This is a genomic window from Marmoricola sp. Leaf446 (assembly GCF_001424755.1).
Classification (GTDB): domain Bacteria; phylum Actinomycetota; class Actinomycetes; order Propionibacteriales; family Nocardioidaceae; genus Marmoricola.
On record NZ_LMRF01000003.1, the window covers coordinates 81,823 to 107,262 of the forward strand.

Here is a 25,440-nt window from a genome sequence, read left to right on the forward strand (position 1 = left end):
CCGGCTAATCGCCGGTGGTCAGCCCGGCGGCGAAGTCACGGACCTCGGTCGGTGGGATCGTGCCGACGACGACGACCGACCCGCGGCCACCGACGGGCTCCTCGACGGTCCGGGCCAGCGCGTAGTCGCCGCCGGAGTCGGTGAAGACCCGCCACTCCTCGCCCGCGACGGTGACCGTGCCCTCGTCCTGGGCGTCCTCGTCGACGTGCTCCTGCACGAGGTCGTCGATGCTCGCGAGCCGCTCGTAGACGCCGACGTAGAGCTGGTCGGGGTCGAGCACCCCGAGGCGCCAGCTGGGCGCCGTACCGGTCTCGTACGCCGCGCTGGTGGCCTTCCAGCCCTCCGGCAACGACCTCGGTGCGGCCACCGTCAGCTTGCCGTCGGCGCGGCCGGCGCGCACCTGGGCCTCCCAGTCGACGCCCTCGACGTCGGCGCTGCGGTCGCCGAACAGGAAGCCCCGCACGCCGACGTAGACGACCACCAGCACGACGGTGACGATCATGGCGCCGATCAGCCCGCCCGAGCTCCGGCGGTAACGGCCCGGGCTGCCGGTGGACTGGCTCATGAGACCAATCCTGCCAAGCCCGCCTGAGGCTACGATCACCACCATGTCCGACAGCCAGCTGCCCGACGCCCTGACCGTCGCCCCGAGCTACCCCGACCGCAACCTCGCCCTCGAGCTCGTCCGTGTCACCGAGGCCGCCGCGATGGCCGCCGGCCGGTGGGTCGGCAAGGGCGACAAGAACGGCGCCGACGGGGTCGCGGTCAACGCGATGCGGGTGCTGGTCTCGACCGTGAGCATGCGCGGCACCGTCGTGATCGGCGAGGGCGAGAAGGACGACGCCCCGATGCTCTTCAACGGCGAGGAGGTCGGCACCGGCGACGGCCCCGAGGTCGACGTCGCGGTCGACCCGATCGACGGGACCACGCTCACCGCCAAGGGGATGGCCAACGCCGTCTCGGTGCTGGCGGTCTCCCCCCGCGGCTCGATGTACGACCCCTCGGCCGTGTTCTACATGGAGAAGCTCGTCACCGGCGCCGCCGCGGCCGACGTGGTCGACATCCGCTACCCCGTCGCCGAGAACATCCACCAGGTGGCCAAGGCCAAGGGCACCAAGCCCGGCGACGTCACGGTGGTGCTGCTCGACCGGCCCCGTCACGAGGGCCTCGCCCAGGAGATCCGCGAGACCGGCGCCCGCATCAAGTTCATCACCGACGGCGACGTCGCCGGCGCCATCATGGCTGCCCGCGAGGGCACCGGCATCGACCTGCTGCTCGGGATCGGCGGCACGCCGGAGGGCATCATCGCCGCCTGCGCGATGAAGTGCCTCGACGGTGTCATCCAGGGCCGGCTGTGGCCCACCGACGACGCCGAGCGGGAGCGGGCGGTCGACGCCGGCCACGACCTCGACCGCGTCCTGCTCACCGACGACCTGGTCAGCGGCGACGACTGCTTCTTCGTCGCCACCGGCATCACCGACGGCGAGCTGATGCAGGGCGTCCGCTACGTCGCGGGCGGGGCCACCACCCACTCGCTGGTGATGCGCTCGCGCAGCGGCACGATCCGGTCGATCAAGTCCGAGCACCGGCTCTCCAAGCTCAGTGCCTACGCCGACGTCGACTTCGGCCGGTAGGGCGCGTCGTGATCGTCGTCGCTGGTGAAGCGCTCGTCGACGTCGTGGTGGACCCCGACGGCGACACCTCGGAGACCCCCGGCGGGTCCCCCCTCAACGTGGCGGTCGGTCTGGCCCGGCTCGACGTCGCCGCCACCTTGATCACCCAGGTGGGTCACGACGAGCGAGGCGGCGCCGTGGTCGCCCACGTGACCGCGAGCGGCGCCGAGATCGTCGCCGTCCCCACCACCTCGGGCCGCACGTCGGTCGCCACCGCGCGGCTCGACGCCGGCGGCGCGGCGGCGTACGACTTCGACCTGGAGTGGTCGCTGCCCGCCCAGGAGCTGCCGCCCTGCCGGGCGCTGCACGTCGGGTCGCTCGGCACGCTGCTCGAGCCGGGCCGCGACGCGGTCTCCGACCTCGTCGACCAGGCCGTGGCCCGCGACCTGTTCGTCAGCTTCGACGCCAACCTCCGCGAGACCTTCGTCGACGACCGCGCCCGGGTCTGGGACGCCGTGCGCGAGCTCGGCTCGCGCTGCACCCTGGTCAAGCTCAGCGACGAGGACGCCGAGCTGCTCGACCCCGGGTCCGACGTCGACGACGTCGCCCGCGAGCTGCTCACCGGCGCCCGCACCCGGTTGGTGCTGCTGACCCGGGGCGCGGCCGGCGCGACGGCCTTCAGCGCCGAGGGTGAGCACGACGCCACCCCGCGACCGGTCGACGTCGTCGACACCGTGGGGGCGGGCGACGCCTTCATGGCGGCCACGCTGGCCCAGCTCTCCGACCTCGACGCCTACGACCACCACGCGCAGGACCTGCCGACCGACGAGGCGGCGCTGCGCCGGCTCCTGGCCGGGGCGATCGAGGTCGCCGCGATCACCTGTGAGCGGCGCGGCGCGAACCCACCTCGTCGATCGGAGCTGCCAGCAGGCTGGCCCGGCTGACCTGCTGGTCGCGCAGCGCGCGCAGCACGTGGTCCATGACGACCGGGTCGACGGCCATGCCGCAGTGGCTCGTGGTCACCTCGACGTGGCGGGCGGCGGGGTCCAGGCAGGCGCGGTAGTCGACGATCCCGTCGCGACGGGAGTAGACGGCCGTGAAGGCCACCGCGGGGTCGAGCAGCATCCGGCTCTCCTCCCAGCTGGCCCGGGCGCACTCGCCGCCGAAGCAGTCGGCGCTCATCAGCCCGCGCAGCCCGGCGGTGCTGAGCCGTGCCAGCAGCCGCGCGTCCCAGGCCAGGAGCCGGTGGACCGCGCCGGGGGCGAGCACCGGCGACCCCAGCGCGACGATGCCCTCGACGAGGTCGGGCCGGCGGGCCGCGACCCCGCGGGCGAGCATCCCGCCGAGGCTGTGGCCCACGATGGTCACCTTGCGACCCCGCTTGACCGCGATCGCCTCCAGCCGCTGCTCGAGCCGGTCGCCCGCCTCGCGGGTGCAGCCGACGTTGACGTGGATCTGCGAGCGGTAGGTGCGGAACCCCTCGCGGCGCAGGAACGCCGACATCGCCCGCAGCGTGGAGTCGCCGGCCATGAAGCCGGGCACCAGCACGACCGGGTCGTGGGCGCTGACGCGGTGCGGACCGGCGTACGGCAGGACCGAGCGTGCCTTCCGGTCCGTGCGCGTACGACGCAGCAGCCGCGCCGCCTCGGTCACGGTGCTGGCCTCGCGGGCGAGCGCCCGGACCCCGGAGGGGCCGCCGAATCCGTCGGGGACCAGGAACGAACCGAGTGGTGAGCTCATCCTCGGACGGTAGCGTTAGTGATCAGTCACTTCTCTCAAATCGCACATAATCCGGCATCAGGGAAAAGAGGAACGATGTCCAGCAACGCCGACGTCCCGGTCTCCGAGGAGCTGCTCGCACCGGTCTCCCCCGGGGTGGAGCTGTGCTACCAGACCTTCGGGTCGCCCGACGGCGACCCGCTGCTGCTGGTGATGGGCCTCGGCGGCCCGATGAACTGGTGGGACGACGAGCTGTGCGAGCAGCTCGCGGGCGAGGGTTTCCAGGTGGTGCGCTACGACAACCGCGACACCGGGCGCTCGAGCCGGATCAAGGGCCGCGTCGGCCGCGCCCAGCTGGTGCAGGCCTTCCTCGGCCGCCCGGTGCGCGCGCCGTACACGATCTCGGACATGGCCGGCGACGCCGTCGGGCTGATGGACCACCTCGGCTGGGACTCCGCGCACGTCGTCGGCGTCTCGATGGGCGGCATGATCGTGCAGACCCTCGCCGTGGAGCACCCCGACCGGGTGCGCTCGATGACCTCGGTGATGTCGACGCTGGGCCGACGCACCGTCGGCTGGCAGCACCCCTCGCTGCTGCCGATGCTGCTCTCGCCGCGCGGCAGCGGCAAGGAGGCGTACGCCGCGACCTCGGCCAAGATGTGGAACGTCATCGGCTCCCCGCACTTCCCGGTCTCGGAGGAGCGGCTGCGCGAGCGCGCCGAGGAGACCTTCGACCGGGGCGTCTCGACCTCCGGCGTGATGCGGCAGATGCTCGCGATCGTGAGCCAGCCCGACCGCAGCAAGGCGCTCGCTCGGCTCGCGATGCCGGTGGCGGTGCTGCACGGCAGCGCCGACAAGATGGTGCACGTCTCGGGCGGACGGGCCACGGCACGGGCCGTCCCGGGCGCCGAGCTGCTGGTGGTCGAGGGCATGGGCCACGACCTGCCGCCCCAGCTGTTCGACACGTTGGTCGACCTGGTGCGGCGTACGGCGGACCGGGCACCCGCGACGCAGGGCACCCGGTCCGCCGGCGACGTCAGTCGCTGAGCCGGTCCCCGGACTCCGCGTCGAAGACGTGGACGCTCTTGGGGTCGGTGGTGACGTGGATGGTGTCGCCCTTGTGCACCGAGTCGCGCGCGGAGACGCGCACGATGATGTTGCTGGGAGCACCCTCGACGCCGCTGGTGCCGTAGACGAACGCGTCGGAGCCGAGCTCCTCCACGACCGTCACCGTCACCGGCAGGCCGCCGTCCTCGGCGCCCACGATGCGCCAGGCCTCGGGCCGGACGCCGATGACGATGTCGCCGTTCATCTTGCGCGAGGCGGTCTCGTCGACCGGCACGACGTAGTCGCCCACGACGGCCCGGCCGTCCTTGGCAGTGGCGCCCATGAGGTTCATCTGCGGCGAGCCGATGAAGCCGGCCACGAACAGGTTGACGGGCCGGTCGTAGAGGTTGAGCGGGGTGTCGACCTGCTGCAGGTAGCCGTCCTTCATGACCGCCACGCGGTCGCCCATCGTCATGGCCTCGACCTGGTCGTGGGTGACGTAGACGGTGGTGACGCCGAGGTCGGTCTGCAGCTTGGCGATGTCGGTGCGGGTCTGCACGCGCATCTTGGCGTCGAGGTTGGACAGCGGCTCGTCCATGCAGAAGACCTGCGGGTTGCGGACGATCGCGCGCCCCATGGCGACGCGCTGGCGCTGACCGCCGGAGAGCGCCTTGGGCTTGCGCTCGAGGTACTCGGTCAGGTTGAGGATGCGCGCGGCCTCCTCGACGCGCTTGCGCCGCTCCTCGGGCTTCATCTTCGCCATCTTGAGCGCGAAGGCCATGTTGTCGGCCACCGTCATGTGCGGGTAGAGCGCGTAGTTCTGGAACACCATCGCGATGTCGCGGTCCTTCGGCGGGAGCTTGGTGACCTCCTTGTCGCCGATGAAGATCTGGCCGCTGTTCACCTCCTCCAGCCCCGCGAGCATCCGGAGGGTGGTGGACTTGCCGCACCCCGAGGGGCCGACGAGCACCATGAACTCGCCGTCCTTGATGTCCAGGTCGATGCCCGGGACGGCGGGCTTGTCGGCGCCGGGGTACCAGCGCTGGGCCTGCTTGAAGCTGATCGATGCCATCTGCGTTATCTCCTCACCGGCAGGAACGTGCCGGACGATCCGTTGTAAGTGACGGCGCTCACACTAGGGCGTCGTCCGCGTGGCGACAATGGAGCGCTCAAACGTTTCAGCACCGGTCTGGTCCTCCGGGTCCAGCTCCAGGCCGCGCCCGTCCGCGCGCCAGCGCAGCCGCGCGGGGCCGGCGAGACCCCCGACGAACGCGCCGTCGGGACCCTGGTTGCGGAAGGCCATGAGGTACGCCGCCCCGTCGTGCTCCACGACCTTGCCGACGTAGTGGCGCTCGTCCAGCAGCCGCACCGCGGCGGCGACGTCGACCGGCGCACCGGGCCCCGCGACCGGGACCGTCCACACGCCGCCGTCGCCCGGCGCCGCGCCCGGCATCTGGTCGGACAGGCAGGAGAACACCAGCACCCAGCGCCCCTCGACGGCCACGACCTGGATCACCTCGAGCCACTCGAACCGCCCGGTGGGCTCGCTCAGCGGCGGCTGCACCTGCCAGTCGACCAGGTCGGTCGAGGTCGCGTGCCCGACCACCCCGGCGCCGGGTCCGCCGGCCGCGTCGCGCGCGGTGACGTGGAGGTGCCAGGTGCCGGCCTCGTCGCGCGCCACCCACGGGTCGCGCCAGGCCTCCTCGGGCCACGCGGCGACCGAGCGCTGGTAGTGCGCCGGGTCGGCCTCGAGCAGCAGCGGCGTGCGATTCCACGTCACGAGGTCGGTCGAGCGGGCCGAGCCGATCCGCTGCACCAGTCCGTCGTCGGCGCGGCTCAGACCGGTGGTGAACAGCCACCAGGCGTCGTCGCCGCGGGTGACGCAGCCGGTCCAGGTGGCGAGGTCGTCCAGGCCCTCCCGCGGCTCGGGCAGCGGGTCGGGCAGGCGCTCCCAGGTGAGCAGGTCGGTGGAGACCGCGTGCCCGACCCGGGCGGCTCGGTGGCGCAGCTCGGGGTCACCGAGGGTCCGCGGGGCGTGCAGGAAGAACAGGTGGGTCACCGGAGCGTCGTACGCCGTCCAGAAGTCCCACACGTAGGAGTCGTCGAGATCGAAGGTCACGCGACGGATCCTCCCTGGTGCACCGTGAGCGGCAGCCGCAGCATGTCCTTGACCCTCCCCCCACCCAGCAGCAGGTCGATGGCACGCTCCCCCATCTCGAGCAGCGGCAGCCGCAGCGAGGTGACCTCGGGCTGCAGCCACGCCGCCGCCTCCGACCCGTCGAAGGAGACCACGCTGACGTCGTGCGGCACGGCGTACCCGTGCTGCTGGAGCGCCTGGTAGGTGCCCAGCGCCACCCGGTCGTTGAGGCAGATCAGCCCCGCCGGAGCCTCGTGCGTCGCGAGCCAGCCGAGCATCGCCTCACGAGCGGGCACGACGTCCCACTCGCACGCGACGGTCGGCCCCAGCACGCGTCCGGCCGCGTGCATCGCCTCGTGGATCCCGGTCATCCGCTGCGGCCCGGCGGTCGCCGACGGCGTCGGGTCCTCGCCCACCACCTGGATCGTCCCGTCGCGCCCGGAACGGATGAGGATCTCGGCCGCGGTGCGGCCCGCCTGCACGTCGTCGGGCAGCACGGCCGGCAGGTCACCCCGGGCGTCGGCGCAGTTGAGCAGCACCGTGCGGACCTCGCGCAGCCGGTCGGGCACCTCCACCTCACGTGCGGTGCGGGTGGCGTAGACGATGCCGTCGACCTGGCGCGAGAGCAGCTCCTCGACGAGCAGCTGCTCGAGCTCGGGGTCGCCCTGGGACTCCCCGATGACGAGCAGGTGGTCGCGCTGGCGCGCCGCGGCGTTGGCGCCGGTGAGCAGCTCGCTCGAGAACGCGCCGCCGGCGATGAAGTCGGAGACCAGGCCGATGGTCTGGGTGCTCTTGCGCCGCAGCGTGCGCGCGCTCCAGTTGGGCTGGTACTGCAGCTCGCGCATCGCCTCGCGCACCTTGATGTCGGTGTCCTTGGAGATCCGCATCTGGGCCGAACGGCCGTTGAGGATGTAGGACGCCGTGGTCACCGACACGCCGGCACGGCGGGCGACGTCGGTCAGCGTGACGCGTCTGAGCTTGGGCATGACGTCCTCTCTCCCCTGTCCCGGGCCGACCAGTCCAGCAGCAGGACCGGACCTGCCTAGACGTCGTGCGATCGATGCTTGACAGCAGCGGAGCCGGACCCCGTACTGTGCTGATTCGATTCAGCATGTGGTGCCTGTCACATTACGGCCAACTGTCGGCCGAAGGTCAAGCACCACTTCCCCCCTTCACCACCGAGGAGATCCACGATGCAGTTCCCCAAGCGGGCGCGCACCGCCGTGCTGGCCGTGACGGCGATGGCCACCGCGGCCTCGCTCGCCGGTTGCGGCGGCGGCAGCGGCTCTGGCGCCGACGACAAGAAGGTCACGATCTGGAGCTCGATCGACCAGCCCGTGCAGGACGGCCTGAGCAAGACCCTCACCGCCGAGGCCAAGAAGGAGGGCATCACGATCGACTGGCAGAAGGTCGAGAACATCAACCAGCTGATCATGCAGCGCATCCAGGCCAACGACACCCCGGACATCGCGTTCATCCCGCAGCCCGGCGTCGTCGGCGACATCGTCAAGCGCAACAAGGCCTTCGCCCTCGACGACGTGGTCGACACGGGCGCGCTCGAGGGCAACATGGTGCCCGGCACGCTCGAGGCCGGCACCGTGGACGGCAAGCTCTACGGCCTGCTCGTCAGCATGAACGTCAAGAGCCTGGTGCTCTACCCCAAGAAGGCGTGGGAGAAGGAGGGCTACGAGGCCCCCGACTCCATCGACGGTCTCAACGAGCTGACCGACCAGATCAAGTCCGACGGCAACACCCCCTGGTGCATGGGCATCGAGTCCGACACCGCCACCGGGTGGCCGGTCACCGACTGGTTCGAGGACCTGATCATGCGCTACGGCGGCCCCGACGAGTACAAGAAGTGGGTCAAGAACGAGACCAAGTTCGACTCCCCCGTGGTCAAGGAGGCCGCCGCGGAGTTCGAGGAGCTGATGTTCACCGAGGGCAACGTGCTCGGTGGCCGCAAGGCGATCGCGAGCACCAACTTCGGCACGGCCGGCAACCCGATGTTCGACGCGGAGCCCGGCTGCTGGATGTACAAGCAGGGCTCGTTCATCACCGGGTTCTTCCCCAAGGACGTGACCTCCGACCTCGACGCCAACGTGGGTGTCTTCGGGTTCCCGCCCGCGGAGGCCGGCGGCGACAACCCGGTCCTCGGCGGTGGCGACCTCGCCACCATGCTCGACGACTCGCAGTCGACCAAGACGGTCATGAAGCTGCTGTCGAGCACCGACATCGGCAACGAGGCGGCCAAGTCGAGCTCGTTCATCTCGCCCCACACCGACTTCGACGCGGCCAACTACCCCGACGACCTGACCCGTCAGGTCGCGAGCGTGGCCTACGACTCCTCGGAGTTCCTCTTCGACGGCTCGGACCAGATGCCGGGTGAGGTCGGCGCGGGCACGTTCTGGAAGGACATGACCGCCTGGATCGCCGGCCAGGAGGACCTCGACACCGCGCTGAAGAACATCGACGGCAGCTGGCCCGCCAGCTGACGACCGACTCGGTGACACCTCCGGCGGGGCGGGTCCCCACCCGCCCCGCCGGAGCCCGGCCGTCCGTCCTGACCAAGAAGGTGTGAACACATGAAGTTGCTCAGCGCCGTGATCACGGTCGCCGCCGGCATCGGCGCAGCGCTCGCGCTGTACTGGCTGCTCAACAAGCTGGCCGAGCTGATGCCCACCAAGTGGGAGGAGCGGATCAAGCCCTTCTTCTACATCCTGCCCGCCTACCTGGCGATCATCGTCTACCTCGTCTACCCGGCCATCCAGACGGTGGTGGCGAGCTTCCAGGACGCGACCTCCACGGAGTTCATCGGCCTGGCCAACTACACCCAGCTGCTGACCTCGGGCGCCTTCCAGCAGACGCTGGTCAACACGCTGCTGTGGATCCTCATCGTCCCGGCGACCACCGTCGTCCTCGGCCTCGGGGTCGCGGTGCTCGCCGACCGGCTCAAGCCCAGCGCCGAGAAGCTGGCCAAGACCATCATCTTCATGCCGATGGCCATCAGCGCCGTCGGCGCGGCCACGGTCTGGCGCTTCATCTACGCCACCCAGCCCGAGGGCCAGGCCCAGATCGGCATCCTCAACGCCATCTGGACCAAGCTCGGCGGCAGCCCGGTGGCCTGGTTGCAGACCTCCGACTTCCGGTTCAACAGCATCCTGCTGATGATCGTGCTGCTCTGGGCCCAGGTCGGCTTCGCGATGGTGTTGCTCTCCGCCGCCGTCAAGGGCGTGCCGGGCGACACCCTCGAGGCGGCCCGCATCGACGGCGCCGGCGAGCGCCAGATCTTCTTCCAGGTCGTCGTCCCCCAGATCAAGGGCACGATCATCACGGTGTTCATCACCGTCACGATCGCGGTCATGAAGATCTTCGACATCGTCTACGTGATGACCAACGGCGGCTTCAACACCAACGTGCTCGGCAACGAGTTCTTCAACCAGCTCAACACCAACTTCAACAGCGGTGCCGCTGCCGCCATCGTCGTGATGCTGATGGTGGCCGTCGTGCCGATCATGATCTACCAGGTCCGGCACTTCCGCCGCGAGGAGGCCAACGCATGACCGGCATGACCGCCCCCACCCAGGCCCCTCCGCCGAGCGAGACCACGGCCGAGCCGGCCAAGCGCCGCCGGGCCAGCAGCTTCGACCCCAACCCGGCCAAGGCCGGCATCGGCACCAAGATCGTGCTGACGCTGCTCTGCCTGACCTGGCTGATCCCGGTCATCGGCACCCTGGTGACGTCCTTCCGTCCGCTGGACGACTCCAACAACTCCGGTTGGTGGACCGTCCTGGGCAGCCTGGGCAACCTGACGTTCGGCAACTACCAGGAGGCCTGGACCGGGTCCAACTTCGGCAACGCGTTCATCAACAGCTTCGCGATCACGCTGCCGGCCACGTTCATCCCGCTGCTCATCGCCGCGTTCGCGGCGTACGCCTTCACGTTCATGGAGTTCAAGGGCCGCGACGTCCTGTTCCTGACGATCGTGGCGATGCTCGTGGTGCCCAACTACGTGGCGCTGGTGCCGATGCTCAAGATCTACGGCTTCCTCGGCATGAACGGCACGTTCCCGGCCGTGTGGCTCGCCCACATCGGGTTCGGCATGTCGCTCGCGATCTACATCCTGCGCAACTACATGGCGACGCTGCCCAAGACCATCATCGAGTCGGCCAAGATCGACGGGGCCAGCCACTTCCAGACCTTCTACCGGCTGGTGCTCCCGATGTCGACGCCCGCGCTGGCGTCGTTCGCGATCTTCCAGTTCCTGTGGGTGTGGAACGACCTGCTCGTCGCGCTGGTCTTCATCGGCCCCGGCGACAACGAGCCGGTGACCCTGGCGCTGACCGGCCTGCGCGGCCAGCTCGGCCAGGGCTGGAACCTCACCACCGCCGGCGGGTTCCTGACCATGGTCGTGCCGATCCTGGTGTTCCTGTCCCTCCAGCGCTACTTCGTCCGCGGCATGACCGCGGGAGCGGTGAAGGGCTGAGACGACCGCATGCTGTTCCCGCCTCGGCCCTCGGCCGGGACGACAGGCATCGAGCTGGTCCGCGAGCACGACGGGTTCCCCGTCGTGCTCGCGGTCGGTCTGCTCGGTGACGACGCGTCCGGCCTGCCCCTGCTCCCCAACGGCCCCGGCCTGCCGCTGCTCGGCGAGCACGCGCGCGGCCGCTACACCCGCCCGCACCTGCGCGGCCACCGCGACGGCGGTGCCGGGTGGTCGACCCGCTTCGAGTGCGTCGACCTGACCCACGACGACACCACGCTGCGCGTCACGCTGCGCGACCAGCAGGCCGGCCTCGACCTGCTCACCGAGGCCGAGACGCTGCCGGGCGGCGCACTGCGCCTGCGGCACGTCCTGACCAACACCGGAGCCACCGGCTACCACCTCGACGGGCTGGAGGTCGTCGTACCCGTGCCCGACCACCTCACCGAGGTGCTCGACTTCACCGGCCGCCACGAGCGCGAGCGGCAGCCGCAGCGTCACGCGCTGACCGACGGCCTCTACCTGCGCGAGTCCGGCGTCGGCCGGCCCGGCCTGGGCGCGGCGACCATGACCGTCCTGGGCACCCCCGGCTTCTCCACCACGTCCGGTGAGGTGCTGGCCGTCCACGTCGCCTGGAGCGGCAGCTCGGTGCTGCGCGTCGAGCGCGACGCCGCCACCGGCACCACCGTCGGGGGCGGCGAGCAGCTGCTGCCCGGCGAGCTGACCCTGGCCCCCGGCGAGGGCTACGCCTCCCCGTGGGTGCACGTCGTCGCCGCGGCCGACGGCCTCGACGGCGTCGCCGCCGCGTTCCACGCCCACCAGCGCTCGCTGCCGGCGCACCCCGACCTGCAGCCGGTGGTGCTCAACGTCTGGGAGGCGGTGTTCTTCGACCACGACCTCGACCGGCTGCGGGCGATCGCCGACCGCGCGGCGTCGGTCGGCGTGGAGCGGTTCGTGCTCGACGACGGGTGGTTCCTGGGCCGACGCGACGACACCCGTGGCCTCGGCGACTGGGAGGTCGACCCTGCCGTCTGGCCCGACGGGCTGACCCCGCTGGTCGAGCACGTGACGGGGCTCGGGATGGAGTTCGGGCTCTGGATCGAGCCCGAGATGGTCAACCCCGACTCCGACCTCTACCGCGAGCACCCCGACTGGATCCTGTCCACGGGCGACCGGGTGCCGCTGCTGTGGCGCCACCAGCTGGTGCTCGACCTCTCGCGCGACGAGGTCCGCGAGCACGTCTTCGCCAAGATCAGCGGCGTCCTCGGGGCCTACCCGGTCGACGCCGTGAAGTGGGACCACAACCGCGACCTGCTCGAGGCCGGCAGCGGGGCCCTCGGCGGTGCGCCCGCCGTGCACCGCCAGACGATCGCCTTCTACCGGCTGCTCGACGACCTGCGCGCCGCGCACCCCGCCATCGACTGGGAGTCGTGCGCCTCGGGCGGCGGCCGGATCGACCTCGGCGTGCTGGAGCGGGTGCAGCGGGTGTGGACCTCCGACATGACCGACGCGATGGCGCGCCAGGAGATCCAGCGCTGGACCACGCAGCTGGTGGCCCCGGAGTACGCCGGCGCCCACGTCTCCTCCCCCACCTCGCACACCACCGGGCGGACGCTGCCGCTCGACCTGCGCTGCGCGACGGCGATGTTCGGCGCGTTCGGCATCGAGTGGGACCTCACCCTGGCCGACGAGGACGACCTCGCCCGGCTGGGTCGCTGGATCGCCCGGTTCAAGCAGCACCGTGCGCTGCTGCACTCGGGTCGCGTCGTACGACCTGGGTCACCGGACCCGACGGTGCTGCTCCACGGCGTCGTGGCGGCCGACCGGTCCGAGGCGCTGCTCGCGCACGTGCAGCTCGACGAGCCGTCGCACAACCGGGGCGTGTTCGTCCGGGTGCCGGGCCTCGACCCCGAGTCGTGCTACGACCTCGCGTGGGAGGGCGAGGTCGACCACGGCTGGACGAGCATGTCCTCGCCGTTGGCCGAGAAGGGGCCCACCGACGGCGTCCCCGTCACGGGCCGGCTGCTGGCGACCCGGGGCTACTGGGTGCCGCGCCGCAAGCCCGAGACGGCGACGCTGGTGCACCTCACCCGCGTCTGAGCGGGCTCAGGCGTCGAGGTCGCGGTCGACCTCCGGGTCGCGGGCCTCGCCGTCGCGGGTGTAGTCCTCGTTGCGGTGCTCCTCGGCGCGGGCGCCGGTGCGGGCGTTGGGACCCTGCCGACCCTCCTGGACCCCGTCGTCGTCGGGCTTGCCCGCCACCGACTGGTCGGGCTGGATGTCGCTGCCGTCGCCGAGGTTGTCCACCTCGGAGACCTGGCCCCCGGAGTCCTGCTCGCTCACGTGCTCTCCTCGTTGGTCGTGTGCCCCCGACGGTACCCACCGCCCCCTCGCGCCCCGCCGCGTCGTACGTCCCCGCCGCGTCATACGTCCTCGTCGCCCTGACGACCGCCACGCATGACGCATCCCGGGACGTCATACGAGATGGCTGCCCCGACGGCCACGACGTATGACGCGTCGACGGGGGCCGGGTGGCGGCTCAGGAGGCGACCGCGCCCCCGTCGCTCCACCCGGCGCGGCGCAGCGCCTCCTCCACCTGGTCGAGGAACAGGTCGGGCACCAGACGGAGGCCGAGCACGGGGAGGCGCAGCACCACGTCGCCGTCCATCGCGACGGCGTTGTGCCGCACGGCGTCGGCCACGACGTTCTCCACCCAGCCGTGCTGCACCCCGTCGATCTCGAGCACCAGCCCCCACCGGGCCCAGCGGAAGTCGAGGTAGTAGCTCCCCGACGACGTACGCCGCAGCACCTGCTGGTCCGGCTGCGGCAGCCCCCGCTCCCGCAACGCCCGGAGCACGTCGAGCTCGCCGAGCGACCCGGCTCCACCGGCCAGCTCGAGGACCAGACCGCCGAGCAGCGCCCGACGCGGGGCACGGCGGACCCGCAGCAGCTCGACCGCCAGCTCCTCGGGGGTGACCAGCCGCTGCTGCACGGCCATCGTCACCACCAGCGTCGCCTGCCGCTCGGTGCGCGCCCACAGGCCGGCGCGCACGGCCGCCACCGGGGCCCGGGTGCGAGGTGGCGACGATCCCGGCTCGAGGTCGTCGGGGTCCCACCGCCGCGTCTGCCGGACGTCCACCGAGGTCCCGCGGTGCCGGACGCGGGCGCCCCGCGGCACCGAGACGCGGATGCGCTCGGGTTCGTAGCGCGACAACCCCGCCGCGACCAGCGCCGAGTCGCCGTCGAGCACGGCGCGCGGACCGCCTTCCAGGACCGCCGACCACAGCCGCGCCAGGTCGGTCAGCGGTCCGGTGTGGACGGCGACGCAGTGGCGCCCGACGGGCTGCCACCGCTCGGCCCGCAGCTGGGCACGCACCTCTCCCCGGCTGAACCCGGCGGCGTAGAGCTGGGCCCGGCAGAGCACCCCGCCCTGCCGGTCGGCCAGGTCGAGGGCCAGCCGGCGCCGCCGGCGGCGTACCTCCCGGATCTCCACCGCCGCACCGTGCCGCAGCCCACGCGCAGGCGGTAGCCCCCGGCCGCGACCTGTGGACGACCACCGGGGCCGGACGGCTGCCCCTGCCGGACGTCATACAGTGCGGCGGTCCGGGCGACGAGCTCGTATGACGCATCACGCCATCCCACCCGACGCACAGGAGCCCGCCATGACCGAGTACGCCGAGGTGGCGCGGGCGGAGTCCGAGCGGGGGGAGGTGGTGCTGCGGCGGCGCACGTCGGAGCACGCGGCCGACGTCCTGGAGCTGCGCGTCAACGGGGTGTTCGTGATGGACACCCACGAGACGTCGACCGAGGAGGCGCTGGCGGCGAGCGCGCTGGCGCTGGTCGAGGACCCCCGCGACGTGGTCGTCGGCGGGCTGGGGCTCGGCTTCACGGTGCAGCGGCTGCTGGCCGACCCCCGGGTCGAGCGGGTGGCCGTCGTCGAGGTCGAGGAGGCGCTGGTCGGGTGGATGCGCGACGGCACCGTGCCGCACGGCCCCGGCGTGCTGGCCGACCGACGGGTGCAGCTGGTCACCGCCGACCTCGTGACGGCCGTCGCCGAGGCGACCCGGACCTACGACCTGGTGCTGCTCGACGTCGACAACGGACCCGGCTACCTCGTGCACGACGCCAACGCCGAGGTGTACGACGCGCCGTTCCTCACCGAGGTGCACGCGCTGCTCAACCCCGGGGGCGTGCTGGTGGTGTGGTCCGCCGACCGGTCACCGGAGCTCGAGGCGACGCTGCGGACGGTGTTCGGCGAGTGCACCGAGCAGGCGCTGGACGTCGACCTGCAGGGTCGCGAGGAGTCCTACTACCTCTACGCCGCCCGTCGCGGCTGACCCGCACGCGATAGCGTCCGTGCCATGAACGGCGAGACGACGACCGGCCCGAGCGCCACCCCCACCCGCACCGAGCACGACAGCATGGGCGACATCGAGGTCCCCCGCGACGCCCTGTGGCGGGCGCAGACCCAGCGTGCGGTCGAGAACTTCCCGATCAGCGGCAGCACCCTCGAGGACTCCCACCTCGTCGCCATCGCACGCGTGAAGAAGTCGGCCGCGCGGGTCAACGCCGAGCTGGGCATCCTCACCGCCGAGCGCGCCGACGCGATCACCGCCGCCGCGGACGCCGTCATCGCCGGCGACCACTTCGACGAGTTCCCGATCGACGTCTTCCAGACCGGCTCGGGCACCAGCTCCAACATGAACATGAACGAGGTGCTCGCCTCCATCGCCGGCCGAGCCGGCGTCGAGGTCCACCCCAACGACCACGTCAACGCCAGCCAGTCGAGCAACGACACCTTCCCCACCTCGATCCACGTCGCCGCGGTCGAGTCGGCCGCCCACCACCTCGTGCCCGCGCTCGACCGGCTCGCGTCGTCGCTGGAGGCCAAGGCGGTGGAGTTCGCCGAGGTCGTGAAGTCGGGTCGCACCCACCTGATGGACGCGACGCCGGTGATGCTCGGCCAGGAGTTCGGCGGGTACGCCGCGATCGTGCGCTACGGCATCGAGCGCGTCGAGTCCTCGCTGACCCGCGTCGCCGAGCTGCCGCTGGGTGGCACCGCCGTCGGCACCGGCATCAACACCCCGCCCGGCTTCGCCGAGAAGGTCATCGCCGACATCGCCGCCGAGACCGGTCTGCCGTTCACCGAGGCGCGCAACCACTTCGAGGCGCAGGGCTCCCAGGACGCCCTCGTCGAGCTCTCGGGCCAGCTGCGGACCATCGCGGTGGGCCTGACCAAGATCTGCAACGACCTGCGCTGGATGAGCTCGGGCCCCACCACCGGCCTGGCCGAGATCCGCCTGCCCGACCTGCAGCCGGGGTCGAGCATCATGCCCGGCAAGGTCAACCCGGTGCTGCCCGAGGCGACGCTGATGGTGTGCGCCCAGGTCATCGGCAACGACGCCACCGTGGCCCACGCCGGCGCGAGCGGCTCCTTCGAGCTCAACGTGATGCTGCCGGTCATGGCCCGCAACCTGCTCGAGTCGCTGCGGCTGCTCGGCAACGTGGCGCCGGTGCTCGCCGAGCGCTGCGTCGACGGCATCGAGGCCAACGTCGAGCGCTGCCGGGCGTACGCCGAGTCCTCGCCGTCCGTGGTCACGCCGCTCAACAAGCACATCGGCTACGAGGAGGCCTCCAAGGTCGCCAAGGCGGCGCTCAAGGAGGGCCGGACCATCCGCGAGCAGGTGCTCGAGATGGGCTACGTCGAGCGCGGCGACCTCACCCAGGCCGAGCTCGACGACGCCCTCGACGTCGCGGCCATGACGAGCCCGCGGGTCTGATCGCGGCGTCCCGGCAGGGCGGCGGCGTCAGTACCAGCCGTTGCCCTGCTTGAACGACTCCGCGCTGCAGGCCGTGCCGTAGCGGTCCTGGATGTAGCCCAGACCCCAGCGGATCTGCGTCTCGGGGTTGGTCTGCCAGTCCGGGCCGGCCGAGGCCATCTTGGACCCCGGCAGCGCCTGCGGGATGCCGTACGCCGAGGACGTCGGGTTGTCCGCGGTGGTGCTCCATCCCGACTCCCCGGACCAGAGGCTGTCGAGGCAGCCGAACTCCGAGGCGCTGATGCCGAACTCCGGCATCAACGCGCGGGCCAGCACCTTGGGGTCGGCCTTCGCGAGGTCCTGGGTGCCGGTGCGCGCGCGACCCGCGGCGCTGGCGAGGTCGCTCGTCTTGGACCGGTCGGCGAGCGGGCGGCGCCCGGCGTCGGAGCGCGAGACGTCGCGCTCGCGCTCGGCGAGCTCGTCGGCGCTGAGGTCACCGGCCGTGACGGCGGGGCGCGCCAGCGCGGCCGCCGCCCCGTCGCCGGGCGCGGAGCCGGTCAGCACCCCGGCGGCGACGACCAGACCGGTCGCGCCGAGCGCGACGGAGGAGAGCAGCGTCGTACGCCGCAGCGCGCGGCGCCGGTGGCCGCGCTCGGGCAGGCTGCGGTGCTTGGCGTGGTGGTGGTGCGACACAGGTGGGGCCCATCGGTTGGCGACAACGTCAACCGCGCTCCGACATCGGGGACGAACCCACCCGAGAAGGGTGGAGCGCAGGGGGAAGAAGTCACCACCGAAACACGCCCGGACGGGTGGTTGCAAGTCCAACCACCCGTCCTGGGGTGTGGTCCTCGCTACATCGTGACGTGCTCCAGCATCTCGGTGACCAGCGCCGCGATGGGCGAGCGCTCCGACCGGGTGAGGGTCGTGTGGGCGAACAGGGGGTGCCCCTTGAGCCGGTCGACGACCGCCACGACGCCGTCGTGACGCCCCACCCGGAGGTTGTCGCGCTGCGCCACGTCGTGGGTCAGCACCACCTTGGAGTTGGCGCCCATCCGTGAGAGCACGGTCAGCAGCACGTTGCGCTCCAGCGACTGCGCCTCGTCGACGATCACGAACGCGTCGTGCAGCGAACGACCCCGGATGTGGGTGAGCGGGAGCACCTCGAGCATGCCCCGGTCGAGCACCTCGTCGACGACGTCGGGGGTGGTGATGGCGCCCAGGGTGTCGAAGACGGCCTGGCCCCACGGCGACATCTTCTCCGACTCGTTGCCCGGCAGGTAGCCGAGCTCCTGGCCACCCACCGCGAACAGCGGCCGGAAGACGACCACCTTCTTGTGCTGGCGCCGCTCGAGCACCGTCTCCAGCCCGGCGCACAGCGCGAGCGCGGACTTGCCGGTGCCGGCGCGTCCCCCGAGGGAGACGATGCCGACCTCGGGGTCGAGCAGCAGGTCGAGCGCGATCCGCTGCTCCGCCGAGCGGCCGTGGATGCCGAACGCCTCGCGGTCGCCGCGCACCAGGTGCACCTGCTTGTCGGCCTTGACGCGGCCCAGGGCGCTCCCGCGCTCGGAGACGAGCACCAGCCCGGTGTGGCAGGGCAGGTCGCGCGCAGCGTCGAGGTCGATCACCTGGTCGTCGTACAGCTCGTCGAGGTCGGCGCCGGACACCTCGAGCTCGGCCATCCCGGTCCACCCGGCGTCGGACTCGTGCACCTGCTCGCCGCGGTACTCCTCCGCGTCGAGCCCCACCGCCGAGGCCTTGATGCGCAGCGGCAGGTCCTTGCTGACCAGGGTCACGACGTGGCCCTCGTCGGCGAGGTTGCGGGCCACGGCGAGGATGCGCGTGTCGTTGTCGCCGAGCCGGAAGCCCGAGGGCAGCGACGTGGCGTCGGTGTGGTTGAGCTCGACGCGCAGGGAGCCGCCCTCCTCCCCCACCGGGACGGGCTGGTCCAGGCGGCCGTTGGCCACGCGGAGCTCGTCGAGCCCGCGCAGCGCGGAGCGGGCGAAGTAGCCCAGCTCGGGGTGGTGCCGCTTGCCCTCGAGCTCGGTGATCACCACGACGGGGAGCACGACCTCGTGCTCTGCGAACCGGGAGATGGCCTTCGGGTCGGCGAGGAGCACCGACGTGTCGAGGACGTAGGTGCGACGGGTGTCGCCCGGCTCGGCCCCGGGAGCCTGCTGCTGGACGGAGGTGCGCTGCGCTGGTGCCACGGTTTCCCCTAGGTGACCGACGCGCGCACTCAGCGCCCCGGTCCGTTAGTAGAGCTGCTCGGACCGGGTGGGGCGCCGGGGGCCGGAGTGCCGGTTCCCGGTGCTGCTGTCGTCGTGGATCATCACGAAGATGGTCGCCCTCCTGGCATCGGACTGCTTCCCCACAGCCGATTGACCCGAAGGTAGGCCGGGGTGGGGACCACCCGCGGGCGACACGCCCGTACGCGGGGTGAACGTCGTGTTACGCGGCGGTCAGGAACCGCCCTCGGACGGGCTCAGGCACCGAAGCGGCGCTCGCGGGCGGCGTACGCCCGGACGGCGCGGAGGAAGTCGACCTTGCGGAAGTCGGGCCAGTAGGCCTCGCAGAAGTAGAACTCGCTCTGCGCGCTCTGCCACAGCAGGAACCCGCCGAGACGCTGCTCGCCGCTGGTGCGGATCACGAGGTCGGGGTCGGGCTGGCCCTTGGTGTAGAGGTGCTCGGCGATGTGCTCGACGTCGAGCACCTCGGCCAGCTCCTCCAGGGTGGTGCCGCGGCCGGCGTGCTCGTGGAGCAGGGAGCGCACCGCGTCGGCGATCTCGCGGCGACCGCCGTACCCCACGGCGACGTTGACCCAGATGCCGTCGACCTCGCGCGTCGACTCCGCGGCGGCCTTGAGCCGCTCGGCGACCGGGGACGGCAGCAGGTCGAGGGCCCCCACGGGGTTGATCCGCCAGCGGCCCTGGGCGGCCAGCGACTCCACGACGTCGCCGATGATGCCGAGGAGGTCGGTCAGCTCCTCGCTCGGGCGGTTGAGGTTGTCGGTGGAGAGCAGCCACAGCGTGACGACCTCGACGCCGATCTCCTCGCACCAGCCGAGCAGCGGCTCGATGTTGGCCGCCCCGGCACGGTGCCCGTGGGCGGTGTCGGCGCCCACCGAACGGGCCCAGCGACGGTTGCCGTCGAGCATCACCCCGACGTGGTGCGGGATGCGCTCGGGCGGCAGACGGCGTACGACGCGCGCCTCGTAGGCGGGGTACAGCACCCGCCGCAGGCCCTGCTTCCACGCTGCCACGGCTGCGACTGTACTCGTCGCGGGGCCGTGTGAGGTCGACCTCAACGCCCGCCGCAGGCGTGCCTGTCCCGGCCTCGGCTCCGTACGCTTCGGACATGGCCCCTGACCGACCGCTCCCCGAGCGTGCCCGCGACCGCGTGTCCGACCGCGGCCACGAGGCGGCCGACCAGGTCCGCGAGCGGGTGCGCGACGTCGCCGAGGAGGTCAAGCCCAAGCTGCGTGGCTGGCTGCACGCCGGCACCGCTCCCCTGGCGCTCGCGGCCGGGATCGTGCTGCTGGTGCTCTCGCCGACCGTCACCACCCGCGTCGGCTCGGCGATCTTCGCCGGCACCGCGCTGCTGCTGTTCGCGGTCTCCGCGGTCTACCACCGCGGCACCTGGTCGCCCCGGGCGATGGCGTTCCTACGCCGCTTCGACCACTCCAACATCTTCTTGCTGATCGCGGGCTCCTACACGCCCTTCACGCTCATCCTGCTCGAGGACCCCGAGCGCACCGCGCTGCTCGCGATCGTGTGGACCGGCGCGATCCTGGGCGTGCTGTTCCGGATCTTCTGGAGCCACGCGCCGCGCTGGATCTACACCCCGATCTACGTCGCGCTGGGCTGGGTGGCGATCTTCTACGCCGGCGACCTCGGCTCGGGCGGCCCGGCCGTCACGACGCTCCTCGTCGTGGGCGGCGGGCTCTACACCGTCGGCGGCCTGGTCTACGGCCTGAAGAAGCCCGATCCGTTCCCGACCTGGTTCGGCTTCCACGAGGTCTTCCACACCCTGACGATCGCGGCCTTCGTCTGCCACTACGTCGCCGCCAGCATCGCGACGTACTCCCTGCGCTGAGGGCGCCGACTCACTCCTGCTGGTAGGTGTCGGGCACCCCGTCGCCGTCGAGGTCGACGCGGTCGGCCTCCGCGATCCGGCGGTACGCCGTGTCCCGCGACCGCAGCACGACCGCGGCCAGCGTCGCCGCGAGGACCGAGCCGGTCAGCACCGCCACCTTGACGTGGTCGTCGCGACCGCTGCCCTGGCCGTAGGCCAGCTCGCCGATGAGGAGCGAGACCGTGAACCCGATCCCGGCGAGGACAGCGACCCCGAGCACGTCGAGCCAGCGCAGGTCGGGGTCGAGGTCGGCGCGGGTGAGCCGCGCGACGACGTACGTCGTGCCGAGGATCCCCACCGGCTTGCCGAGCACCAGCCCCGCGACGATGCCGAGCGCGACCGGGTCGGACAGCGAGCCCACCAGTCCGCTCCAACCGCCGACCACGACCCCGCAGGCGGAGAACGCGAACACCGGCACCGCGACCCCCGCCGACAGCGGCCGGACCCGGTGCTCGAGGTGCTCGGCCAGTCCCGGACCCGCGTCGGGTCCGCCTGCCGCGGCGCTGCGCAGCACCGGCACGGTGAAGCCGAGCACCACCCCGGCCACGGTGGCGTGCACGCCCGACTCGTGGACCAGCCCCCAGGCGAGCACCGCGAGGGGCAGCAGCAACCAGGGCGAGCGGACCCGGCGCTGCACCAGCCAGCCGAAGCCCGCGATCGGCACCAGCGCGAGCAGGAGCGGCAGGGCTTGCAGGTCGGCGGTGTAGAAGACCGCGATCACGGTGACCGCCAGCAGGTCGTCGACCACCGCCAGCGTCAGCAGGAAGGTGCGCAGCGCGGTCGGGAGGTGGTTGCCGATGACGGCCAGCACCGCCAGCGCGAACGCGATGTCGGTCGCGGTGGGGATCGCCCAGCCCCGCACCGCGCCGTCGCCCGCCCGCAGCGTCACGGCGACGAAGACCAGGGCCGGGACCACCATGCCGCCGACCGCGGCCAGCACCGGAAGCGCCGCCCGGCGTGGGTCGCGCAGGTCGCCGGCGACGAACTCGCGCTTGAGCTCCAGGCCGACCACGAAGAAGAACACCGCCAGCAGGCCGTCGGCGGCCCAGGTGCCGAGCGAGAGGTCGAGGTGCAGGGCCGCCGGGCCGACGACGGTGTCGCGCAGCGCGAGGTAGGACCCGCCCGCCGGCGAGTTGGCCCACACCAGGGCCACGACGGTCGCGAGCAGGAGCAGCGCTCCACCGACCGTCTCGCGGCGCAGCACGTCGGCCACGCGGGTGGTCTCGGCCCACGACCCACGGCCGAGCAGGGTGCGGCGGCGGGACGGGGGTCCGGAGGGGGTGGACGGCACAGGGTCTCCTCGGGGCAGGTCGGCACTCGTCGCCGACCAGGCTTCCCGGCACACCACGGCCATCCTACGGACCGACCGGCACGACCGGTCGCCCCCGGGAACGACGACGCCCCGCCCCCGGCGGACCGGGGACGGGGCGTCGCTGCGAGGTGGAGGTCAGCCCTTGAAGGCGTCCTTCACGTTCTCGCCGGCCTGCTTGGTGGAGGCCTTGGTCTGGTCGGCCTTGCCCTCGGCCTTGAGCTGGTCGTCGTTCTTGGCGTCGCCCAGCGCCTCCTTGGCCTTGCCCTTGAGGTCTTCCGCGGTGTTCTTGGCCTTGTCGGCGAGTCCCATGATGGTTCCTCTCGTGTCGGGTGTTGGTTGGTGCGTTCCCCAAACGTCCGGATCCGAACGTGTGGTCAGTGGGCGCGGACGAGTCCGCGGCTGCGTGCGGCGACCCGGAGCTCGACGCTGCAGCGCACGTCGTCCCGGTCGAGCACCTCCCGCAGCTGCGCCGACACGAGGTCGGCCCGCCGCGCGACGACGCCGAGGTCGGCGTCGGGCTCGATGGTGGCGGTGAGGCGGGCCACCAGCTGGCCGCGGTCGCGGACGACCGTGCCCCGGGCGCTGCGCACGCCGATGGTGTCGGCCAGCGCGTCGGCGGCCGCGCCGGCGACCTGACCCGCGTTGACGTCGAGGCGGCCACCGGAGCCGGAGCCGGTGAGGTGCAGCCGGGAGACCGTGGGCCGACCCAGGTGGGCCAGGATCCAGCGCAGGCCGAGCAGCGCCAGGACGACGCCGACGAGGGCGGCGACCCACGGGAACCAGGCGGCCTCGACCGCGTCCCGCACGACCGCGAGGTCGAGCCGGTCGCCGAACGGGCTGCGCCCGCTCCACCAGTACGCCGCGGCGGCACCCCCCGCGAGCAGCAGCAGCGCGAGCAGCAGCGTGGCGAGGCGGTCGACGAGCAGGGTGCGTCGGGAGGTCATGACACTCCTTCGTTGCGGACGGAGACCGAGAGCCGGGGGCCGTGCTGCAGCGCGCGCAGCGTCGGCTGGAGCCGGGACTCGATGTCGGATCGGATGGCGGCGTCGCGGTCCTTGGCGGCCACGCTGGTGGCGACCACGCGGAGCTTGCGGCGCGAGGCCCTGACGTCCACGTCGGTCACGCCATCCGTGCCCTCGACCGCGGCCTTGGCCACCCGGGAGAGGTCGCCGGTGCGCAGTCGCACGCCGGTCGTCGCGTCGAGCTCGATGGCCTTGCGGGGGCGGCGCTTGAAGGCGATGGGCAGCACCAGCAGTCCGAGCAGGATGGCGACGACCGCCACGACGAGGACGACCGGGGTGTCGGAGGCGGTGCCGTCGACGGCGTCGACGGCGCTCGTGGTCCACGGGGCCTGGCTGATCGCGCCGGTGCTGCTCAGCAGCGCCTGGACGCCGACGGCGCCGAGCGCGATCAGGCCGAGGGCGACGAGCTGGGCGACGAGCGGCGAGGCGCCGACCCCGACGGGCGGCTTGGACGCGCGCAGGGCGTCGTCCGCCGGTGGGCGGGTCTCGCTCGCGGACTGGGTCATGACGAGAGGTCCTCTCGGGTGGTGGGGGGCCGCGTCACAGGACGCGGCGGGACGGGGCGGTGCTGTGGACCACGTCGGCGACGGTGACGTCGACCGCCGTGACCTCGACACCGGCGAGGGTGTGGACCCGCTCCCCGACGTGGTCGCGGACGCGTGCGGCGAGCACCGGCAGGGAGGTGGGCCAGATCGCCCCGACCTCGACGGCGATGCGCGAGGTGCTGCCGGCCACGACGGCCTCCGCGCTGGGGAGCTTGCCGCGCACGAGGCGGCCGAAGCCACCGCGGCTGTCGACGGTCGACTCGACCTCCGCCGCGGCGGCCGAGGCGATGCGCTCCACGACCCGGTCGGCGATGACCGTGCGGCCGCGCTCCTCGGGGGCGGGCAGGGTCTCTACCTCAGCCACGGTCGCGCTTCCCGAAGACCTGGCTGAGGTCGACCTCGCCGTCGAAGTGACCGCCGATCACGTAGCCGGCGGTGCCGAGGACGAGCGCGATCAGGAAGCCGACGAGGCCGCCGGCGGCGGCGGCGATGGCCAGCAGCAGGCCGGCGATGAGGCCGATGGTGGAGGTGGTCATGTCAGGGGCTCCTTGTGGTGGGACGAGTGGGGGTCGAGCAGGTGGTGCAGGTCAGATGTCGGTCCAGCGGCGGGCGCCGGGCCAGCCCGGTGGCAGCCGCGAGCGCAGCTGCCGGGTGCCTCGGCTGACCGTGCGTCGGGCCCGGGTGGCCCGTCGGGCCAGTGGCTGCCAGCGGCCGGGCGGCCGGAGCCCGACCTCGGGCACGGTGTCCGCGGGAGCGTCGTACGCCGCGTCCACCGCCGCGAGCTCGCGCCGCAGCACCTCGGGATCGCCGCCGACGTCGGGGTGGTGCCGACGGATGACGGCGCGCCGGGCCGCGGCCCGGGCCCTCTCGGACCCGGGCGACGCGGCCCCGCGACGGTCGGTCACGCCGGGGACACGTCCTCGACGACGACGTGGACCTCGTCACCGGTGACCGCCTCGACGGCGGTGCGCACCTGCGTGGCCGCCTCGAGGATCGCCGTGCCCATGGCGACGGTGACGTGCACCTCGGTGATGCCGTCGCGCTGCCGGACCCCGGCGACGCGGCGCCCGGGCAGGTAGGTCGCGACCTCGCCGTAGGAGCCGGCGTGGAGACCGGTGACGCCCGGGACGCGGACGACCGCGTCGGCCACCCGGTCCACGGGGTCCGGCTCCACGGGCTCCGGCTCGACCGGCAGCTCGGAGGACGTCACTGGACGCGCGGCTCGCTCGAGGTGTCCTCGGTGCGCTCCTCGGTCTCCAGGTGCACGTCCTGGATCTCGATGTTGACCTCGGTGACCTCGAGGCCGGTCATCCGCTCGATGGAGGAGATGACGTTGCGGCGGATGCCGGTGGCCAGGTCGGCCAGGCTCACGCCGTACTCCGCGACGAGCTGCACGTCGACCGCGGCCTGACGCTCGCCGACCTCGACCGAGACGCCCTGGGAGTGGTTGGTGCTGCTGCCGGGGATGCGCTCGCGCAGCGCGCCGACGGCGCGGGCGGCGCCGCCACCGAGGGCGTGCACGCCGGCGACCTCGCGGGCGGCGATGCCGGCGATCTTCGACACGACGGTGTCGGCGATCGTGGTGCGGCCGTCCTTGCCCACCAGGGCGTTGGCGGTGGTGCTCTTCTCTACGGACTTCTCGGTCATGGGATCCGTCCTTCCTGGGACGTCGTGTGGT

The 25,440-nt window shown here is 72.4% G+C and carries 29 protein-coding genes; 10 read left to right on the plus strand and 19 right to left on the minus strand.

Annotated elements, in window-relative coordinates; all coding sequences use genetic code 11:
• Nucleotides 1–4 precede the first annotated feature (4 nt).
• A complete protein-coding gene (locus ASG49_RS10810) occupies nucleotides 5–565 on the minus strand; it encodes a DUF4245 family protein (protein ID WP_056541549.1) in 561 nt (186 codons plus the stop codon).
• A 43-nt stretch (nucleotides 566–608) separates the two neighbouring features.
• On the opposite strand from ASG49_RS10810, the gene glpX reads away from it, so the two are divergent.
• Nucleotides 609–1,634, plus strand: coding sequence for a class II fructose-bisphosphatase (gene glpX, locus ASG49_RS10815; protein WP_056541552.1), 1,026 nt, complete (start codon nucleotides 609–611; stop codon nucleotides 1,632–1,634).
• An 8-nt stretch (nucleotides 1,635–1,642) separates the two neighbouring features.
• A complete protein-coding gene (locus tag ASG49_RS10820) occupies nucleotides 1,643–2,557 on the plus strand; it encodes a carbohydrate kinase (RefSeq protein ID WP_056541555.1) in 915 nt (304 codons plus the stop codon).
• On the opposite strand, the gene ASG49_RS10825 is transcribed toward ASG49_RS10820, so the two are convergent.
• A complete protein-coding gene (locus ASG49_RS10825) occupies nucleotides 2,490–3,353 on the minus strand; it encodes an alpha/beta fold hydrolase (protein ID WP_056541558.1) in 864 nt (287 codons plus the stop codon). The genes ASG49_RS10820 and ASG49_RS10825 overlap by 68 nt on opposite strands.
• Before the next feature lie 75 nt (nucleotides 3,354–3,428).
• On the opposite strand from ASG49_RS10825, the gene ASG49_RS10830 reads away from it, so the two are divergent.
• Complete coding sequence (locus ASG49_RS10830; protein ID WP_056541560.1) at nucleotides 3,429–4,379, plus strand: alpha/beta fold hydrolase; 951 nt, start codon at nucleotides 3,429–3,431, stop codon at nucleotides 4,377–4,379.
• On the opposite strand, the gene ASG49_RS10835 is transcribed toward ASG49_RS10830, so the two are convergent.
• The 3 genes from ASG49_RS10835 to ASG49_RS10845 form a co-directional block, all read right to left on the minus strand.
• Complete coding sequence (locus ASG49_RS10835) at nucleotides 4,369–5,451, minus strand: ABC transporter ATP-binding protein (protein WP_056541563.1); 1,083 nt, start codon at nucleotides 5,449–5,451, stop codon at nucleotides 4,369–4,371. The two genes, ASG49_RS10830 and ASG49_RS10835, sit on opposite strands and share 11 nt — an antisense overlap.
• A gap of 63 nt (nucleotides 5,452–5,514) precedes the next feature.
• Nucleotides 5,515–6,498, minus strand: coding sequence for a hypothetical protein (locus ASG49_RS10840; protein WP_056541566.1), 984 nt, complete (start codon nucleotides 6,496–6,498; stop codon nucleotides 5,515–5,517).
• Nucleotides 6,495–7,502 carry a LacI family DNA-binding transcriptional regulator gene (locus tag ASG49_RS10845; protein ID WP_056541570.1) on the minus strand — a complete coding sequence of 336 codons (1,008 nt, stop codon included), beginning with the start codon at nucleotides 7,500–7,502 and terminating at the stop codon, nucleotides 6,495–6,497. Before ASG49_RS10845 ends, ASG49_RS10840 begins: the two co-directional genes overlap by 4 nt.
• A gap of 207 nt (nucleotides 7,503–7,709) precedes the next feature.
• On the opposite strand from ASG49_RS10845, the gene ASG49_RS10850 reads away from it, so the two are divergent.
• The 4 genes from ASG49_RS10850 to ASG49_RS10865 all read left to right on the plus strand — a co-directional run bounded on the left by ASG49_RS10850 (nucleotide 7,710) and on the right by ASG49_RS10865 (nucleotide 13,096).
• Nucleotides 7,710–9,008, plus strand: coding sequence for an ABC transporter substrate-binding protein (locus ASG49_RS10850; protein WP_056541572.1), 1,299 nt, complete (start codon nucleotides 7,710–7,712; stop codon nucleotides 9,006–9,008).
• Between the two features lie 90 nt (nucleotides 9,009–9,098).
• Nucleotides 9,099–10,076: a carbohydrate ABC transporter permease gene (locus tag ASG49_RS10855; protein ID WP_056541575.1), complete on the plus strand. Its 978-nt coding sequence runs from the start codon at nucleotides 9,099–9,101 to the stop codon at nucleotides 10,074–10,076.
• A complete protein-coding gene (locus ASG49_RS10860) occupies nucleotides 10,073–10,999 on the plus strand; it encodes a carbohydrate ABC transporter permease (RefSeq protein WP_235562027.1) in 927 nt (308 codons plus the stop codon). Before ASG49_RS10855 ends, ASG49_RS10860 begins: the two co-directional genes overlap by 4 nt.
• 9 nt (nucleotides 11,000–11,008) lie before the next feature.
• On the plus strand, nucleotides 11,009–13,096 hold the full coding sequence (locus ASG49_RS10865) for an alpha-galactosidase (RefSeq protein ID WP_056541579.1): 2,088 nt from the start codon (nucleotides 11,009–11,011) through the stop codon (nucleotides 13,094–13,096).
• A 6-nt stretch (nucleotides 13,097–13,102) separates the two neighbouring features.
• Here ASG49_RS10865 and ASG49_RS10870 read toward each other — a convergent pair whose 3' ends face one another.
• Both ASG49_RS10870 and ASG49_RS10875 read right to left on the minus strand, forming a co-directional pair.
• A complete protein-coding gene (locus ASG49_RS10870; protein ID WP_056541582.1) occupies nucleotides 13,103–13,336 on the minus strand; it encodes a hypothetical protein in 234 nt (77 codons plus the stop codon).
• Between the two features lie 196 nt (nucleotides 13,337–13,532).
• Nucleotides 13,533–14,486, minus strand: a complete 954-nt coding sequence (locus ASG49_RS10875; RefSeq protein ID WP_056541585.1) for a DUF559 domain-containing protein — start codon at nucleotides 14,484–14,486, stop codon at nucleotides 13,533–13,535.
• 169 nt (nucleotides 14,487–14,655) lie between these two features.
• Here ASG49_RS10875 and ASG49_RS10880 point away from each other — a divergent pair, with 169 nt between their 5' ends.
• Nucleotides 14,656–15,330 carry a hypothetical protein gene (locus ASG49_RS10880; protein WP_056541587.1) on the plus strand — a complete coding sequence of 225 codons (675 nt, stop codon included), beginning with the start codon at nucleotides 14,656–14,658 and terminating at the stop codon, nucleotides 15,328–15,330.
• Nucleotides 15,331–15,354: 24 nt separating this feature from the next.
• Entirely contained in the window at nucleotides 15,355–16,773 is a 1,419-nt protein-coding gene (locus ASG49_RS10885) for an aspartate ammonia-lyase (RefSeq protein ID WP_056541590.1), read from the plus strand.
• Between the two features lie 27 nt (nucleotides 16,774–16,800).
• On the opposite strand, the gene ASG49_RS10890 is transcribed toward ASG49_RS10885, so the two are convergent.
• The 3 genes from ASG49_RS10890 to ASG49_RS10900 all read right to left on the minus strand — a co-directional run bounded on the left by ASG49_RS10890 (nucleotide 16,801) and on the right by ASG49_RS10900 (nucleotide 20,011).
• Complete coding sequence (locus tag ASG49_RS10890; protein WP_056541593.1) at nucleotides 16,801–17,445, minus strand: hypothetical protein; 645 nt, start codon at nucleotides 17,443–17,445, stop codon at nucleotides 16,801–16,803.
• Nucleotides 17,446–17,603: 158 nt separating this feature from the next.
• Complete coding sequence (locus ASG49_RS10895; RefSeq protein ID WP_235562037.1) at nucleotides 17,604–18,869, minus strand: PhoH family protein; 1,266 nt, start codon at nucleotides 18,867–18,869, stop codon at nucleotides 17,604–17,606.
• A gap of 365 nt (nucleotides 18,870–19,234) precedes the next feature.
• The gene (locus ASG49_RS10900) at nucleotides 19,235–20,011 is read right to left on the minus strand and encodes an isoprenyl transferase (protein WP_056541598.1); all 777 of its coding nucleotides are present in this window, start codon (nucleotides 20,009–20,011) and stop codon (nucleotides 19,235–19,237) included.
• 95 nt (nucleotides 20,012–20,106) lie between these two features.
• Here ASG49_RS10900 and ASG49_RS10905 point away from each other — a divergent pair, with 95 nt between their 5' ends.
• Nucleotides 20,107–20,844, plus strand: coding sequence for a hemolysin III family protein (locus ASG49_RS10905; RefSeq protein ID WP_056541600.1), 738 nt, complete (start codon nucleotides 20,107–20,109; stop codon nucleotides 20,842–20,844).
• 10 nt (nucleotides 20,845–20,854) lie between these two features.
• Here ASG49_RS10905 and nhaA read toward each other — a convergent pair whose 3' ends face one another.
• The 9 genes from nhaA to ASG49_RS10945 form a co-directional block, all read right to left on the minus strand.
• A complete protein-coding gene (gene nhaA, locus ASG49_RS10910) occupies nucleotides 20,855–22,174 on the minus strand; it encodes a Na+/H+ antiporter NhaA (RefSeq protein ID WP_056541602.1) in 1,320 nt (439 codons plus the stop codon).
• Nucleotides 22,175–22,330: 156 nt separating this feature from the next.
• Nucleotides 22,331–22,504 (minus strand): CsbD family protein, encoded by a 174-nt coding sequence (locus ASG49_RS18315; protein WP_082534045.1) that lies wholly within the window; start codon nucleotides 22,502–22,504, stop codon nucleotides 22,331–22,333.
• Between the two features lie 65 nt (nucleotides 22,505–22,569).
• Entirely contained in the window at nucleotides 22,570–23,139 is a 570-nt protein-coding gene (locus ASG49_RS10915) for a hypothetical protein (RefSeq protein WP_056541605.1), read from the minus strand.
• Entirely contained in the window at nucleotides 23,136–23,723 is a 588-nt protein-coding gene (locus ASG49_RS10920; protein WP_056541608.1) for a DUF6286 domain-containing protein, read from the minus strand. The genes ASG49_RS10915 and ASG49_RS10920 overlap by 4 nt, the downstream gene beginning before the upstream one ends.
• A gap of 34 nt (nucleotides 23,724–23,757) precedes the next feature.
• Entirely contained in the window at nucleotides 23,758–24,126 is a 369-nt protein-coding gene (locus ASG49_RS10925) for an Asp23/Gls24 family envelope stress response protein (RefSeq protein ID WP_056541611.1), read from the minus strand.
• The gene (locus ASG49_RS10930) at nucleotides 24,119–24,298 is read right to left on the minus strand and encodes a hypothetical protein (protein WP_056541612.1); all 180 of its coding nucleotides are present in this window, start codon (nucleotides 24,296–24,298) and stop codon (nucleotides 24,119–24,121) included. The genes ASG49_RS10925 and ASG49_RS10930 overlap by 8 nt, the downstream gene beginning before the upstream one ends.
• Nucleotides 24,299–24,349: 51 nt before the next feature.
• Nucleotides 24,350–24,667: a hypothetical protein gene (locus ASG49_RS10935; RefSeq protein WP_056541615.1), complete on the minus strand. Its 318-nt coding sequence runs from the start codon at nucleotides 24,665–24,667 to the stop codon at nucleotides 24,350–24,352.
• Nucleotides 24,664–24,972, minus strand: coding sequence for a hypothetical protein (locus ASG49_RS10940; protein WP_056541618.1), 309 nt, complete (start codon nucleotides 24,970–24,972; stop codon nucleotides 24,664–24,666). The genes ASG49_RS10935 and ASG49_RS10940 overlap by 4 nt, the downstream gene beginning before the upstream one ends.
• Complete coding sequence (locus ASG49_RS10945) at nucleotides 24,969–25,409, minus strand: Asp23/Gls24 family envelope stress response protein (protein ID WP_056541620.1); 441 nt, start codon at nucleotides 25,407–25,409, stop codon at nucleotides 24,969–24,971. The genes ASG49_RS10940 and ASG49_RS10945 overlap by 4 nt, the downstream gene beginning before the upstream one ends.
• Nucleotides 25,410–25,440: the final 31 nt, after the last annotated feature.

Excerpts from the sequence above, each read along its gene's own strand:
- ASG49_RS10855 (WP_056541575.1), top strand. The coding sequence starts at position 9,099 with ATGAAGTTGCTCAGCGCCGTGATCACGGTCGCCGCCGGCATCGGCGCA.
- ASG49_RS10850 (WP_056541572.1), top strand. The coding sequence starts at position 7,710 with ATGCAGTTCCCCAAGCGGGCGCGCACCGCCGTGCTGGCCGTGACGGCG.
- ASG49_RS10830 (WP_056541560.1), top strand. The coding sequence starts at position 3,429 with ATGTCCAGCAACGCCGACGTCCCGGTCTCCGAGGAGCTGCTCGCACCG.
- ASG49_RS10835 (WP_056541563.1), bottom strand. The coding sequence starts at position 5,451 with ATGGCATCGATCAGCTTCAAGCAGGCCCAGCGCTGGTACCCCGGCGCC.
- ASG49_RS10845 (WP_056541570.1), bottom strand. The coding sequence starts at position 7,502 with ATGCCCAAGCTCAGACGCGTCACGCTGACCGACGTCGCCCGCCGTGCC.
- ASG49_RS18315 (WP_082534045.1), bottom strand. The coding sequence starts at position 22,504 with ATGGGACTCGCCGACAAGGCCAAGAACACCGCGGAAGACCTCAAGGGC.
- glpX (WP_056541552.1), top strand. The coding sequence starts at position 609 with ATGTCCGACAGCCAGCTGCCCGACGCCCTGACCGTCGCCCCGAGCTAC.
- ASG49_RS10865 (WP_056541579.1), top strand. The coding sequence starts at position 11,009 with ATGCTGTTCCCGCCTCGGCCCTCGGCCGGGACGACAGGCATCGAGCTG.
- ASG49_RS10810 (WP_056541549.1), bottom strand. The coding sequence starts at position 565 with ATGAGCCAGTCCACCGGCAGCCCGGGCCGTTACCGCCGGAGCTCGGGC.
- ASG49_RS10930 (WP_056541612.1), bottom strand. The coding sequence starts at position 24,298 with ATGACCACCTCCACCATCGGCCTCATCGCCGGCCTGCTGCTGGCCATC.
- ASG49_RS10825 (WP_056541558.1), bottom strand. The coding sequence starts at position 3,353 with ATGAGCTCACCACTCGGTTCGTTCCTGGTCCCCGACGGATTCGGCGGC.
- ASG49_RS10945 (WP_056541620.1), bottom strand. The coding sequence starts at position 25,409 with ATGACCGAGAAGTCCGTAGAGAAGAGCACCACCGCCAACGCCCTGGTG.
- ASG49_RS10915 (WP_056541605.1), bottom strand. The coding sequence starts at position 23,139 with ATGACCTCCCGACGCACCCTGCTCGTCGACCGCCTCGCCACGCTGCTG.
- ASG49_RS10880 (WP_056541587.1), top strand. The coding sequence starts at position 14,656 with ATGACCGAGTACGCCGAGGTGGCGCGGGCGGAGTCCGAGCGGGGGGAG.
- ASG49_RS10885 (WP_056541590.1), top strand. The coding sequence starts at position 15,355 with ATGAACGGCGAGACGACGACCGGCCCGAGCGCCACCCCCACCCGCACC.
- ASG49_RS10905 (WP_056541600.1), top strand. The coding sequence starts at position 20,107 with ATGGCCCCTGACCGACCGCTCCCCGAGCGTGCCCGCGACCGCGTGTCC.
- ASG49_RS10860 (WP_235562027.1), top strand. The coding sequence starts at position 10,073 with ATGACCGGCATGACCGCCCCCACCCAGGCCCCTCCGCCGAGCGAGACC.
- ASG49_RS10920 (WP_056541608.1), bottom strand. The coding sequence starts at position 23,723 with ATGACCCAGTCCGCGAGCGAGACCCGCCCACCGGCGGACGACGCCCTG.